14 protein-coding genes are annotated in these 13,745 nt (G+C 33.7%); 1 reads left to right on the top strand and 13 read right to left on the bottom strand.

Annotation, left to right across the window (positions count from 1 at the left end; genetic code table 11):
* Positions 1-67 precede the first annotated feature (67 nt).
* The 13 genes from ACP7AQ_RS04845 to ACP7AQ_RS04905 form a co-directional block, all read right to left on the bottom strand.
* On the bottom strand, positions 68-349 hold the full coding sequence (locus tag ACP7AQ_RS04845; RefSeq protein WP_426094606.1) for a hypothetical protein: 282 nt from the start codon (positions 347-349) through the stop codon (positions 68-70).
* 16 nt (positions 350-365) lie between these two features.
* Positions 366-1,418, bottom strand: coding sequence for a histidinol-phosphate transaminase (gene hisC, locus ACP7AQ_RS04850; protein ID WP_426094607.1), 1,053 nt, complete (start codon positions 1,416-1,418; stop codon positions 366-368).
* A complete protein-coding gene (hisD, locus tag ACP7AQ_RS04855; protein ID WP_426063715.1) occupies positions 1,408-2,700 on the bottom strand; it encodes a histidinol dehydrogenase in 1,293 nt (430 codons plus the stop codon). Before hisD ends, hisC begins: the two co-directional genes overlap by 11 nt.
* A 64-nt stretch (positions 2,701-2,764) precedes the next feature.
* Positions 2,765-3,622: an ATP phosphoribosyltransferase gene (gene hisG, locus ACP7AQ_RS04860; protein WP_426094608.1), complete on the bottom strand. Its 858-nt coding sequence runs from the start codon at positions 3,620-3,622 to the stop codon at positions 2,765-2,767.
* Between the two features lie 279 nt (positions 3,623-3,901).
* A complete protein-coding gene (locus ACP7AQ_RS04865; protein WP_426063713.1) occupies positions 3,902-4,411 on the bottom strand; it encodes a hypothetical protein in 510 nt (169 codons plus the stop codon).
* A 45-nt stretch (positions 4,412-4,456) separates the two neighbouring features.
* Entirely contained in the window at positions 4,457-5,575 is a 1,119-nt protein-coding gene (locus tag ACP7AQ_RS04870; RefSeq protein WP_426094609.1) for a VIT1/CCC1 transporter family protein, read from the bottom strand.
* A 12-nt stretch (positions 5,576-5,587) separates the two neighbouring features.
* Positions 5,588-6,199 carry an efflux RND transporter periplasmic adaptor subunit gene (locus ACP7AQ_RS04875; protein WP_426094610.1) on the bottom strand — a complete coding sequence of 204 codons (612 nt, stop codon included), beginning with the start codon at positions 6,197-6,199 and terminating at the stop codon, positions 5,588-5,590.
* A 15-nt stretch (positions 6,200-6,214) separates the two neighbouring features.
* Complete coding sequence (locus ACP7AQ_RS04880; RefSeq protein ID WP_426063711.1) at positions 6,215-7,603, bottom strand: sensor histidine kinase; 1,389 nt, start codon at positions 7,601-7,603, stop codon at positions 6,215-6,217.
* A gap of 6 nt (positions 7,604-7,609) precedes the next feature.
* The gene (locus ACP7AQ_RS04885; protein WP_426063710.1) at positions 7,610-8,272 is read right to left on the bottom strand and encodes a response regulator transcription factor; all 663 of its coding nucleotides are present in this window, start codon (positions 8,270-8,272) and stop codon (positions 7,610-7,612) included.
* Between the two features lie 26 nt (positions 8,273-8,298).
* Positions 8,299-9,747 carry a DUF3570 domain-containing protein gene (locus ACP7AQ_RS04890; RefSeq protein ID WP_426063709.1) on the bottom strand — a complete coding sequence of 483 codons (1,449 nt, stop codon included), beginning with the start codon at positions 9,745-9,747 and terminating at the stop codon, positions 8,299-8,301.
* Positions 9,748-9,790: 43 nt separating this feature from the next.
* Positions 9,791-10,003: a DUF4266 domain-containing protein gene (locus ACP7AQ_RS04895; RefSeq protein WP_426063708.1), complete on the bottom strand. Its 213-nt coding sequence runs from the start codon at positions 10,001-10,003 to the stop codon at positions 9,791-9,793.
* Between the two features lie 15 nt (positions 10,004-10,018).
* A complete protein-coding gene (locus tag ACP7AQ_RS04900) occupies positions 10,019-11,002 on the bottom strand; it encodes an FAD:protein FMN transferase (protein ID WP_426063707.1) in 984 nt (327 codons plus the stop codon).
* On the bottom strand, positions 10,999-11,436 hold the full coding sequence (locus ACP7AQ_RS04905; protein ID WP_426063706.1) for a thioredoxin family protein: 438 nt from the start codon (positions 11,434-11,436) through the stop codon (positions 10,999-11,001). The genes ACP7AQ_RS04900 and ACP7AQ_RS04905 overlap by 4 nt, the downstream gene beginning before the upstream one ends.
* Before the next feature lie 162 nt (positions 11,437-11,598).
* On the opposite strand from ACP7AQ_RS04905, the gene ACP7AQ_RS04910 reads away from it, so the two are divergent.
* Complete coding sequence (locus ACP7AQ_RS04910; protein ID WP_426094611.1) at positions 11,599-13,698, top strand: LTA synthase family protein; 2,100 nt, start codon at positions 11,599-11,601, stop codon at positions 13,696-13,698.
* Positions 13,699-13,745 lie beyond the last annotated feature (47 nt).

Below are 13,745 nucleotides of genomic sequence, written 5' to 3' on the forward strand. Positions count from 1 at the left end.
ATACATTGTTTATCAATATCCCGGTTTCAAATACAAGTTGCACATAAGTTATTTTACCTGGCTCAACTTAAATTACAAATTTTTCAGCACTTTCGCCTGGCTTCTTTCTGCCACCTTTAACAAAATAATTATGCTTTCCTACAGCAACTTCATGTACGGAGTAATTTTTATTATTCAATTTGCACACAAAAGCACCATCTACAAAAGTTTTAAAAGCAACTGCTGAACCCTGAAAATCTGTAGAACGCAAAAAATAAATTTTGCCAGTTGCAACGTTGGTAGTGTCCTGTGCAGAAGCAAGCGAAGCAAAAAACAAAGTAACAATGAAGGTAAAAATTAATTTTTTCATTTTATATTAGTTTAGGTTAATTCATTTCTTTCAAAGCTACTATTAATTTCATGTTTTCTTGTGCAGTTCCAACAGTAAAACGCAAACAATTGTCACATAGCGGTTGGGTTGTACGGTTCCGAATTACAATACCTTTCGCAATCAATTCATCATACCTTTTGTTAGCATCATCCACTTTTACCAAAATAAAATTGGCTTCTGTAGGATAAATTTTTTCGACAAAGTTCACATCAAGTAATTCCTTAAGTAATTTTTCTCGTTGTGCTATTATTGATTCAATCTCAGCTTTTATTTTTTCTGTATCACCTAATCGTTCGATTGCTCTTTTTTGAGTCAGTTCATTGACATTATACGGTGGTTTTATTTTGTTTAAGACCGAAATTATTTCCGCAGATCCATAACAAACTCCCAATCTAATTCCGGCCAGACCATACGCTTTTGATAATGTTTGGGTGATAATTAGGTTTGGATATTCATCTAATTCATTACTCCAGCTATCTTTCTTCGAAAAATCAATATAAGCTTCATCAATTACAACCAGACCTTTGAAGTTTTGCAAAAGATATGCGACACTTTCATCCGAAAAGGAATTCCCGCTTGGATTATTTGGCGAACACAAGAAGATAATTTTAGTTTGTTCATCGACAGCTTCTATAATTTTTTCAATTTGAGGTTGGAAATCATCCGAAAGCAAAACTTCTCGATTTTCAACTGCATTGATATTAGCCAAAACGCCATACATTCCGTAAGTTGGTGGCAAAGTAATTACATTATCTTTTTTTGGTTCACAAAAAGCCCGAAACAACAAATCCAACACTTCATCGCTTCCGTTTCCTAATAAAATTTGATCCGTTTTAACAGATTTTTGTTTTACCAAAACCTCTTTTACACTCACTTGTTGTGGATCCGGATAGCGGTTTACACCATTTTCAAATGGATTTTCATTGGCATCCAGAAAAATCATATCTGCAATGTCGAAATCCTTAAATTCATCACGAGCCGTAGAATACGGTTTCATTCGTTTAACGTTTTCTCTGACTAAATTATTTATATCGAAATTATTTTCCATCTTGAATCGCTTTTAATCGTAATGTAACTGCATTTTTGTGTGCTTGCAGTCCTTCCGCTTCTGCCATGATTTCAATAGCTTTACCGATATTTTGTATTCCTTTTTCAGTTATTTTTTGAAAAGTCATCGTTTTCGTAAAACTATCCAAATTTACGCCGCTATAATTCTTGGCGTAACCGTTTGTAGGCAGAGTATGATTCGTTCCTGAAGCATAATCACCGGCACTTTCAGGGGTATAATTTCCTATGAATACAGAACCCGCATTTTGAACACCATTGCTGTAAAAATCATCAAATTCTGAACAAATAATAAAGTGTTCCGGTCCGTATTCGTTGATTAAATCCAAAGCAATTTTATCATTTTCGACAAAAATTAATTTAGAATTGGCAATCGCTTTTTCAGCAATGGCTTTTCTTGGCAATGTTTCCATTTGGATTTGGATTTCAGCCTCGACAGCATCAATTAATTTTTTGGAAGTAGAAACTAAAATTACCTGACTGTCTGCTCCATGTTCAGCCTGTGACAATAAATCCGAAGCTACAAACGCCGGAATTGCAGTATCGTCAGCAATAATTAATAATTCTGATGGACCTGCCGGCATATCGATTGCTACGCCAAATTGTGTTGCTAATTGTTTAGCCACGGTCACAAATTGATTTCCCGGTCCAAAAATTTTATACACTTTCGGAATTGTTTCTGTCCCAAAAGTCATTCCGGCAATAGCCTGAATTCCTCCTACTTTTAATATTTTAGTCACACCACATAAATTTGCAGCATACAAAATAGCTGGATTTATATTTCCGTTTTTATCCGGTGGCGAACACAAAACAATTTCATTACATCCAGCAATTTCCGCAGGAACAGCCAACATCAAAACTGTGGAAAATAAAGGTGCAGTTCCTCCCGGAATATACAATCCTATCTTTTGAATTGGTCTTTTTTCCTGCCAGCACTTTACTCCTTCGATTGTTTCTACAGTTACTCTTTCCGTTTTTTGAGCAATATGGAATTTTTTAATATTTGATTTTGCGAGAGCAATCGCTTCTTTTAAGTCGGTAGAAATTGATGCGATTGCTTGGTCAATTTCAGCTTTAGTAACTTCAATAGAATCGATTTTGGCACCATCAAAAAGTGACGTATATTTCGCGACAGCTGTGTCTCCTTTCTTTTGAACTTCATTAAAAATTTCTTTTACAGTGGCTTCAATGTCATCCACAGTTTTGGTAGGTCGCTCTAAAATTGAGGACCACGTTTCTGGTTTTGGATTGTATATTTTATTCATTTTTTTATAATTTCAGGTTTGTAGCTTAAAGTTCGAATTTCAGACTTTATACTTCTAAGGTTAATTAAAGTACCATTTTCTCAATTGGACAAATTAAAATCCCTTCGGCTCCAAGTTCTTTCAATTGATCAATTACATCCCAAAAACTGTCCTTGTCGATAACAGAGTGAACGCTACTCCATCCCTCTTGTGCCAAAGGCAAAACGGTTAAACTTCTTAATACCGGAAGAATTTTTCCAACAGCATCAATTTTGTCATTTGGAACATTCATCAGGATATATTTCGATTTTCGTGCTCTTAAAACAGATTCGATTCTGAATTTTAACGTATCAATTATTTTTTGGGATTCAGGACTTACTTTTGGAGAAACAGCCAAAACCGCTTCACTTTTAAAAATAACTTCAACTTCTTTTAAATTATTTTTAAACAAAGTACTCCCGCTCGAAACAATATCAACAATAGCATCGGCCAAACCTATATTTGGAGCAATTTCAACCGAACCTGATATCTGGTGTATATCGACTGTCACCCCTTTAGAACTAAAAAAATCTAGCACTGTTTTAGGATAAGAAGTTGCAATACGCATACCGTCTAAATCTTGAACGGATTTGTAATTAAATGCTTTTGGTACAGCAACGGAAACTTTACATTTTGAAAAACCTAATTTTTGAATTACTTCAATACTGTTTCCTTTTTCAACTAATAAATTATCGCCAACAATTGCTATATCTACAACTCCATCTATCAAATATTGAGGAATATCTGAATTTCTTAAATATAAAACCTCTAAAGGAAAATTTGACGCTTCGGCTTTTAATTGGTCGATACCGTTATCTATTGAAATACCAGCATCTTTTAGAATTTGAATGCTGTCTTCGTTTAAACGTCCTGATTTTTGAATTGCAATTTTTAATGTACTCATTTTGTTTTGTTTTTTTTTTGTTTAAAATATTTTGATTGAGTACAAATGATGGGTAATAAAAAACCCGTTTGATGTACTCAAACGGGTTTTTAGAATATGATGATTTACACACATATCATTAACACATCGCTTGAGAGCAATAATGAAAATGATGATGATGCAATTGATTTGTAAACATTTTTGGATAATTTATTTTAATTCTTTTGCAAATATAAGAGATAAATTATTTACAAAGCAATTTTTATTTTAACATTAATACTAATTTTTGTTAAATGAATATTATTTGTCTTCTTTATCATATATTTTTTCAGCAGATGGATTCCCATTCACCGGAGCCGAAACAGCATTATTTTCTCTAATTTCAGTATGACGAATTTCTCCTCCCGAAGTCCCAACATTTATAGCCATAATTCCACCTACCAATGCTAAAACAAGCGTAATAAATGAAAATATTTTGGCCGGTCGGAACTTTTTTACAGAGGCTATTAATGAAATTAAAGCAAAACCTCCGGTTACGTAAAGTACTAAAGCAAATTTCTCTGCTAATTCTTCATGTTCATGGATGATTGCTTTGCCTATATTTGGAAAATCTTCCACCATTTCCTCTGCTCCCTCGCCAGTTCCCATACTGAATGCACCAAAAATAGCTGCTACAATAAATAGAATGTAAGCAGTATTTTTTACGGAATTGTTATTTAAAAATATTCCTGTAATTAAAATTCCAATTCCAAAAAAGGTTCCGATAATTGGAAAATGGTTTACAACCATGTGTAAATGAGCATCATTCATAATTTTTTTATTTAAAGTTTAATATGTTCTCGTACATTAATTATTTTATCCCGCCAATGAAACCCCGATTACGGAACCTATTCCATAAGTTACAGCTGCGGCGACTAATCCAAAAGAAACTTGTCTAAATCCGGAAAATAAAACGCTTTTTCCGGTCAATAATGTTATTGCGGCGCCAATACCAAAAAGCCCAACCACACTACTTCCGACACTTAATAAAATGGCATTTTTTCCATTTAAAAACATAAATGGATACAATGGAATAATCGCTCCAATAGCAAAAAGTACGAATGAAGCTATTGCCGCTTCCCAGGCCGAACCACCTAATTCTTCTTTGTCTATTCCCAATTCTTCTGTGATAATAGCATCAATTGCCGTTTGAGGATTTTCAAAGGCTTTGTCAGCTAATTTCTGTGCTTCGACAGCATTCATTCCTTTGGCTTGATACAGCAATACCAATTCTTTTTTCTCTTCTTCGGGTGAAGCTTCTAATTCTTCGGTTTCCAACTCAATTTGACGCTGGTTTAATTCTCTCGAACTTTGCACCGAAAGCCATTCGCCCAAAGCCATTGAAATTGCTCCTGCCAAAAGTCCTGCAATTCCTGTTAACAATATCGTATCATTAGAAACGGCTGCTCCGGCAACGCCCATTACTAAACTCAAATTCGAAACCAATCCGTCATTAGAACCTAAAACGGCAGCTCGCAACGCGTTTCCGCCCACTGATTTGTGTCTGCTTTCAAATTTTGACAAAAACCCGCCGGAAACATTCAAGGCGGCATTATTGTTTACGGCTTCAATAATATTTAGATGATTGTGCTCAAAACCTGTTGGTTTTTCCCCGCTTTTGATTTTATTCTTGATTGAATTTACCGCAAACTGCTTTTCTATACTCGCAAGGTTACTAATAATAGAAGTATAACCAAAGATTTTGCCCAACTTCAATTGAAATTTTGCTCTTGTAGAAGGCAAAGGCATTGTGTAATTTGGCTCCAGAGTCAAAACTTTATCAAACATATGTTTCGCATGTCCTTTTTCGATTTCACTCAGACTACGCAATACTCGTGTCAGCGTATCGTCGGACTGAATGGCAGCAATACTATCATACAAAAAGGCAGTATCAACCTCTGTTTGCAATTGATCTTTTAATTTATTCAGGTCCATTTTATTTACTGTTTAGTAATTAGCCAAATCGAAAACACCCTTTGTCAAAATTTTTGAAGAAGCATTAATGATTACACTCGGAAGTATTTCGACGAAATTTTCAGATTTTTCGCCTACAGTAACGCTTATTTTCTTGAATGAATATCCATTTTTTTTATTATCCAATAAAAGTACGAAATTTTTGTTATTTTCAGTTATCATTGCTTCAGAAGGAATCGCCAAACCTTTCTTGGAATTGATGATAATTTCAGCTTCAACAAACATTCCTGTTAATAACTTTTGCTGTATAGCATCGTCTAAATGTCCATGAACATTAATCGTTCTGTCATTTCCTTCAATTGATTTTCCAACCAAATGTACTTCTGCATTAAAAACATCTTTCGTTGCTTTAGGAACTTTAAAATGAATCTTCTGTCCTATTTTAACATTTAAAATATCTTTTTCAAAAACAGCTAATTCTAAATGTAAATGATCCTTATCAACAATTTCTAAAGTAACATCCGAAGGCGCCACATACATTCCCACATTGGCATTCATAATCACAATATCTATCACTATTGGAGAAAAAATAGTGATTGTTGAAGTAAGATTTCCTCTCTCCACATTTCTCGGATTAATATTCAAAAGCACTAATTTGGCTCATTTCACTTCATATAAACTTAAAATTACGGTGGTTCCGCTATGTTCCTGACTGGTAATTGCAATATCAATGTTGAGCAAGGAGCACAATCTTTTTACGATAGACAATCCTAATCCTGTTCCTTTAATTTCTGGATGATTACTGGATTTTGAACGATAAAACTGGTTGAATATTTTTTCTAAGTCCTCAGCTGGTATTCCAATTCCGGAATCAGTGATCTGACATTCAATTTTAGAACCGATAGATTTTATGGTGACAGTTAAATTTCCGTTTTGATTTGAATATTTTAACGCATTTGATATTAGATTATTGATCACTATCGAAAACAAATAATTGTCGGTTTCCAAGTAATAATCTTTAAGGAATTCAGTCAAAACAGTGATGTTTTTTGATTGTATTACCGTAGAATATCGAGCAATTGTATCTAAAAATAATGCATTCAGATATACTTTCTCCGTTTTTAAGGTTTGCTTTTGGTTTTCAAATCGAGCCAATAAAAGCAATTGATCCACTAAATGATTTAAGCGATTAACTTCTGTAACACAAAAATTAATTTTTACTTCATATTCAGCGTGGTTTCTGGGTTTACGAATCAAAACTTCCAAAGTTCCTTTGATCACCGTTAATGGCGTTCTTAATTCATGAGAAGCATCCGAAGTGAACTGCTTTTCTCGTTCAACGGCAGTTTCTATTCGGTCTAATAAATTGTTGATGGTTTGCGATAAAATAAACAATTCGTCACGGTTTTGCGGTAACGGAATTCGGGACCTCAGATTATCTTTGGTAATAATGTTAGAAGTCGTGATAATGGTACTAATTGGTTTTATGCTTCTTCCAGCGATAAATCGAGCGATAAAAAACAGCAAAATAAGAATTACGGGATAGGAAATAATCAGCACTTCAAATATATTATCAAGCACCCTCGTAGCATCTTCCAGTGACATGGCAATTATTATGTAGCCAATAATTTTTGCTTTTTTATAAATGGGAACCTGAATTTGACGAATCGCGTTGTCGACTAATTTGGTATCAAAGAGTTTATTATCAGCATTCTCTTTGTCAAAAGTTAAAGTAGATTGTTTAAGATTGGGCGATTTTTCAATCACATTGCTATTTTGATCTATAAATTGAATAAACACCGGATTTACGTCCAGCGTATTGTGCTCCCGCTCCATCCATTCCTGTTCATGAATCAAATGAAAACTGTTGCCTACAAATTCAATTTCATTGAAATGTTTTTCAGCTTCACTAGTAATGTCATTGTTGACATGGCTGTAAACACTAAATTTAACAATAGAAAAGATGATAAAAAAAACCACAAAAATCAATAAAGCTGTGGTAACAATATAATTGAAAGCAATTCTATTTTTAAAGGAAAGTTGTTGCATCTTAATCTAGTCATTAGCGATATAACCTACACCGCGAACTGTTTTTATGTAGTCTTGTTCAATTTTTAAATTTAATTTTTTACGAATTGCATTCATAAAAACATCAATTACACCAGTGTCATATTCAAAATGAATGTCCCAAACATCTTCTATAATCTGAGTCCTAGTGCAAACTTTACCTTTGTTTTTTACCAAATAAGTCAACAGTTCAAATTCACGTTGGGTCAATGCCACTTGAATTTCATTTACTAAAACACGATGTTGCGCCGTGTCAATTTTGATGGTGCCAAGAGTCAGCACTTCGTCGACATTTTGGTTTCTGAAATGAATTTTGATGCGTTCCACTAATTCATCAAAACTAAAGGGCTTCTTGATATAATCATTCGCACCTGCTTTCAAACCTTCAATTGTTTCCTGAACGGTATCTTTTGCAGTTAAAAAAATGATCGGAGTTGTAGTGTTTTTTAATCGAATGGATTTACAAAGTTCTAATCCGGTGATTTTGGGCAACATCCAATCCAATAAAATCAGATCAAAATTATGTTTTTGAGTCAACTCAAATCCTTTTAAACCATCAGAAGCACCCGTGATTGTATACCCTTCTTCTTCTAATCCTTGTTGCAGAAATTGAATAATTCCTGCTTCATCTTCTACAATTAGTATATGCATTTTTATCGTTTTTGTAAATTTAGGTTTTATTGCATTACAAATTTGAAAGCAATTGTAGCAATATTAGCATTCAGGTTATCGCTTCGTTTGTAATGATTGAATCTAAAATCAATATTTTTCAAACCAAATTTCCAAATTTTACCCGCCGTAAAAATATCGGTGTAATTTACACCAAAACCGTATTGATTCGCATCAAATGTTGCTAAATCAGCATCAGAGGTGTAAAACTTTTCTGTTGACAAATGCGTTTCATAAGGCGCAAAATATTTTGAAGCCATTTGTGTGTAATAGCGATACATAGGAAAAACAGTAAACTTATCCGAGACTTTTACAGGAAGCTCAAAACTGGCGGTATGCGATTGAATGTCCCAGTTATCAGAATAAAAACGATAATAGGTTCGTAATATAAATCGGTCACTGAAGTAATAGTTCAAACGCGCTCCCACCGGAATTTTAAAACGAGAATCGGGCAATCTTTCGATATCGTCCGCTAATTTGTAGACTCCGGCGTTGCTTGTACTTTCGTAATTGCTAATATATTCTGGCTGTCCAATGTAAAAATTGGCTTTGTCAGCAAAATAAATTCGGTGATAAGGAGACGATAATAATCCTTGCTGTTGCAGCACATCAAAGAAAACGGAAACTTGTAATTTTTTGGTTAAAACCTGAGAAAACCCTAGCGAAGCTGAGAAAGAATTTCGGTTAACCGCATTTACTGTTTGAAACGCTGAGGGCAAATAATTTGTTGTGGATACACCGTTTTGATCCAAAACCGATACCCCGCTAAAATAGCCTTGATTTAAAAAATTAGAACCATATTTTGAATATTCGTGCAATTCAGTGGGATAAATAGGTCTCCACTGGTCCAAATATGCATTTACTTTCAAGCTCAGTTCCGTGTTTTTTTCATTGAAGAGACTTGCAATTCCTCCACCAAAACCAACAGAAGTATAATCGTATTCATTCGAAAAAGAAACATCTGCATTCCATATAAAATTTCTAGAGTCGCTGCTGTGACTGTAATTAGCCGTAACAGAAACCAATTGATCACTTTTTGAAGCACCGGATGATGCTTGCCAAGGCGTTCCATAAGGTCCGGAGGCCACTGCTTTATTTCCTGTTATTTTACCATAATCACCCTTTTCTGCGCCGCCAGAAGCGCCAGTGGAATTAAATGGATTTATGTTACTGGAAGAAGCTGATGAATAGGCCGATATTCCTAAATCAATAGTCAAAACATTATCATCATTCAAAGGCATTGCCACGACAATATTAGAAGCTACATCGGTAAGTTTCTCCGAACCAATTCCACCAGAAACGGCTGATTTTGATCCGTCTTGATTGTAATAACTGGCTAAAAAGTCAACTTCCGTACTTTCTAATACCCTTTTTTTGAAAACCGGTTCTTTACTATTTTCCTGAGAAAAAGCCGTTGCCGTAATTAAGATAAAAAGAGATAAAATTTTTATTTTCATTTTTTACTGGATTGAAATTTACAATCTGGAATAATGTATTTGACTAATTGCAACCACAACCACCTCCCGATTTACCACCATTGGCTCCTGCAGCAGCTTCACGATATATTTGAAAAGACGTTTCATACCGTTCCGCCGTTCGTGCTGAAAGCTTCATGTCAGGATCATTTATTTTCTCTTTTTCATATTCTTTGACGGAACTGCACGATTGTAAAACGAGTAGTGTAAAAAAAACAAAGGCTATTTTCTGTTTCATGACTGTAGTTTTTAATTAATTATATTTTTTGATGTCAATTCCATTTGAAGAATGGATTTTGCCTTTATCATCAACAATAATGCATTCTAGGCCTTTAATTTGATTAACAAGATCCAACCCTACTTCTACTCCAAGCACAAAAATTCCCGTTGCCATAGCATCCGCGATTTCTGTCTTTTTGGCAAAAACGGAGACACTGACAATGCCACTTGCCGGGTAACCTGTTCTGGGATCAATAATGTGAGAATACCGGATCCCGTTGAAATTAACATATTTTTCATAACTCCCTGAAGTTTCCACGGAGCCATCTTCTATCGGAAAAGTGGCGAAAATTTTATTTTTATTCAAAGGGTTTACAATTCCTACAGTCCAAGGTTTTCCATCCGGTTGTTTTCCCCAAACATTAATATCGCCTGAAACATTTATAATCCCTGAAAGACACCCTTTCGAAAACAATAGATCTTTGACTTTATCAGCAATATAACCTTGTCCAATACCGCCCAAACCTAATTTCATTCCTTCTAATTTAAGAAAAACAGTTTGTTCTTTTGGGTTTAGAATTATGTTTTTGTATCCAATTTTTGCCACTGATTCCTTTACCGCTTCTTCGGTTGGCATTACTTTCATGGAACCATCAAATTTCCATATTTTGTCCATCGAAGCATACGAAATATCAAATGCGCCATTGGTTATTTGCGAGATTTTTATAGATCTTTCGACCAATTCAAAAACTTCGATATCGACTTTTACCGGTTTTATCCCCGCATTGCGGTTAATTTCTGAAATTTGTGTAGTTGGAATCCAATCGGAAATTAAATGCTCAATTCGTTTTACTTCGGCTACAGCCAAATCAATATATTCGTTGGCTTTTATAGTGTCATTTGCAACAGCAGTAACCTCAAAAGGACTTCCTAACATCATCAGCTTTCTTTTGTGCGTAATTTGAGAAGTTGCTAATACCGTTGTGAATAAAAAACCTATGAAGAGTATTTTTTTCATAATTTTTCAAAGGAATGAATAATTTGAATGTATTCTTGCGGAGTTATGTTTTTGTAACCAGTGATTCCTAATATGCTTCCCGTTTTATCCAGTAACAGCACTAGAGGAAAATTTCCGGATTTGTTGTATTGTTCTGCTAATTTTTTATTGCTCGCAGTCAATTCAGCGGATAACATATTTGCTTTTTTCTTGGGAAAATCAGCTTTATAAAGCACCCATTTCTGTTTTGATTCTTTTTTAAAATCTTCTGATTTCCAAATCGTATTTTCTAATTTAATACAAGGTGCACACCAGTCTGATCCTGAAAACACAAGTAGAATGTTTTTGTTTTCTAAAATTGACTGTGCTTTTGCCTCTTCAAAATTCGTCTCCCAATTTTGAGAGTAGCTTAATGTTCCTATGAAAAGAAACAAAATCATTATATTTTTTTTCATTGTGAAATCCTTTTAAAATGTGAAGTAAACTTATTCATTTTATTCTAAAAAAAACCTCACTAAATTTGATTTTAAGCTAATATTAATTTTGATAAAATATTAAGCAGTTCTTAAAAAATAACAATAAAAATTATGTATACTTTTGTTTTTAAATTTATCATTATGAAATTGTTGCAAAAAGCCAATCCATTTTATTATTTACTACTGTTTTACATTAGTGTAAGTTTTATTGTCAGAGTTATACTTTTCTTTCATCCCATAACACAAACATCATTTATATGGGTGGATACGCTTTCCCTATTTGTCTTAGGGTTGATTTCTGATATTTTTATTTTTATTTTAGTCAGTGGATTTTTGTGGTTGTATCTTATTTTCATATCCAATGCAAAATATTACAAACCCTACGGATATCTAATTTTTGGATTATTAATAGCCTTGATACTTTACGTTTCATTTGGAAACACGATACTCAACGAATATGGTAGTGCTTTACCAAAAATTGTAACTGTCTTTATTTCGATAAAAACAATATTGTTTGGACTGTTACTTTTCTTACCAAAATATAGAAACCAAATCAGACTTTGGTTATTTTCCTTCGTCATTTTCCTTTACGTAATTTTAATTCTGCAAAACGCAATCAGCGAGTATTTCTTTTGGAATGAATTTGGGGTGAGATATAATTTTATCGCAGTAAATTATTTGGTTTATACTAATGAAGTTATCGGAAATATCATGGAATCTTATCCTGTTATTCCGTTGTTTTCAGCGCTATTTATTATTGCAGGAATTGTAACTTATTTTATTGTAAAAAAATCAAAAAATTATATTGAAAGTATACCTGTTTTTGTACAAAAAATCAAAATTTCCGGAATTTACCTGCTGCTTTTCGGATTATCATTATTAGCAATTCCCGCTTTATCTGTCAAAGAAAATTCTCAAAATATATTTGCCAATGAATTACAAGCCAACGGTTTGTATAAATTCTATGTAGCATTTATGAAAAGCGAATTGGATTATTTTAAATTCTATAAAACAGTTCCAAATAATCAAGCTTTTGCTCAATTACAACAACAAATTCCTAACATTTCAGGAGAAACAACGTTAAGAGAAATAAAAAATGAAGCTGCCGAAAATCGCAAAAATGTGGTTCTGATTACTATTGAAAGTTACAGCGCGGAGTTTATGAAAGTGTATGGAAACGAAAAGAATATTACTCCGTTTTTAGACAGTTTAGCAACCAAAAGTTTAGTTTTCACCAACCTTTATGCCGTTGGAAACAGAACGGTTCGCGGTCTTGAAGCCGTTACTTTATGCTTTCCTCCTACAGCTGGTGAAAGTGTGGTAAAACGAGAAGACAATAAAAACAAATTTTCTACGGGAAGCATTTTCAAACAAAAAGGCTATGCTGTAAAATTCATGTACGGCGGCGATTCCTTTTTTGATAATATGGGAGATTTCTTTTCAGGAAATGGATATGAAATTGTAGATAAAAAAACATTTGAACCCAATGAAATAACTTTCGCTAATATTTGGGGTGTATGCGATGAAGACATGTACAACAAAGCCATCAAGGAAATGAATAAAGAAGCAACAGCAAATAAGCCGTTCTTCAACCATATTATGACTGTGAGCAATCACAGACCATTTACGTATCCAAATGGAAAAATTGACATTCCCGGAGATGCAAAATCACGTGATGGCGGTGTAAAGTATACAGATTATGCAATGAAAAAGTTCTTTAAAATGGCCAAAAAACAGCCTTGGTTTACCAATACCGTTTTTGTAATTCTAGCTGATCATTGTGCTTCCAGTGCAGGAAAAACAGAACTTCCGGCTGATAAATATAGAATTCCGGCAATCATTTACAGTCCAGGTTTTGTTGAACCAAGAAAATACACTAATCTGATGTCGCAAATTGATGTAATGCCAACTCTATTCGGTTTGTTAAATTTTGATTATCAAAGTAAATTTTATGGACAGGATGTTTTAAAACCAGACTATAAACCACGAGCTTTGATTGCCACATACCAGGATTTAGGATTGATAAAAGACAATGTTTTGACGATTATCTCACCAAAACAAACCGTAAAACAGTTTCAATTGACTTTAAAACCCAACCAAAAAGTAGCTCCTGATTTTCAAATATTTTATGATCAAATACCGCTTAAAAAAGAAAGAACTGATTTAGTTAACGAAACCATTTCTTACTATCAAACGGCTTCGGATATATTGAAGAAAAAGAATTATCAAAAAATTAATTAGCATAAAAAAACGGGTAAAATTAATGTCTCACCCGTTTTCTAATTGAA

It is taken from the genome of Flavobacterium sp. DSR2-3-3, assembly GCF_049896585.1.
In the GTDB taxonomy this organism is placed as follows: Bacteria; Bacteroidota; Bacteroidia; order Flavobacteriales; family Flavobacteriaceae; genus Flavobacterium.

What these genes read in the sequence shown, in the direction of transcription:
- ACP7AQ_RS04845 (WP_426094606.1), bottom strand. Translation starts at nt 349, where the DNA reads ATGAAAAAATTAATTTTTACCTTCATTGTTACTTTGTTTTTTGCTTCG.
- hisC (WP_426094607.1), bottom strand. Translation starts at nt 1,418, where the DNA reads ATGGAAAATAATTTCGATATAAATAATTTAGTCAGAGAAAACGTTAAA.
- hisD (WP_426063715.1), bottom strand. Translation starts at nt 2,700, where the DNA reads ATGAATAAAATATACAATCCAAAACCAGAAACGTGGTCCTCAATTTTA.
- hisG (WP_426094608.1), bottom strand. Translation starts at nt 3,622, where the DNA reads ATGAGTACATTAAAAATTGCAATTCAAAAATCAGGACGTTTAAACGAA.
- ACP7AQ_RS04865 (WP_426063713.1), bottom strand. Translation starts at nt 4,411, where the DNA reads ATGAATGATGCTCATTTACACATGGTTGTAAACCATTTTCCAATTATC.
- ACP7AQ_RS04870 (WP_426094609.1), bottom strand. Translation starts at nt 5,575, where the DNA reads ATGGACCTGAATAAATTAAAAGATCAATTGCAAACAGAGGTTGATACT.
- ACP7AQ_RS04880 (WP_426063711.1), bottom strand. Translation starts at nt 7,603, where the DNA reads ATGCAACAACTTTCCTTTAAAAATAGAATTGCTTTCAATTATATTGTT.
- ACP7AQ_RS04885 (WP_426063710.1), bottom strand. Translation starts at nt 8,272, where the DNA reads ATGCATATACTAATTGTAGAAGATGAAGCAGGAATTATTCAATTTCTG.
- ACP7AQ_RS04890 (WP_426063709.1), bottom strand. Translation starts at nt 9,747, where the DNA reads ATGAAAATAAAAATTTTATCTCTTTTTATCTTAATTACGGCAACGGCT.
- ACP7AQ_RS04895 (WP_426063708.1), bottom strand. Translation starts at nt 10,003, where the DNA reads ATGAAACAGAAAATAGCCTTTGTTTTTTTTACACTACTCGTTTTACAA.
- ACP7AQ_RS04900 (WP_426063707.1), bottom strand. Translation starts at nt 11,002, where the DNA reads ATGAAAAAAATACTCTTCATAGGTTTTTTATTCACAACGGTATTAGCA.
- ACP7AQ_RS04905 (WP_426063706.1), bottom strand. Translation starts at nt 11,436, where the DNA reads ATGAAAAAAAATATAATGATTTTGTTTCTTTTCATAGGAACATTAAGC.
- ACP7AQ_RS04910 (WP_426094611.1), top strand. Translation starts at nt 11,599, where the DNA reads ATGAAATTGTTGCAAAAAGCCAATCCATTTTATTATTTACTACTGTTT.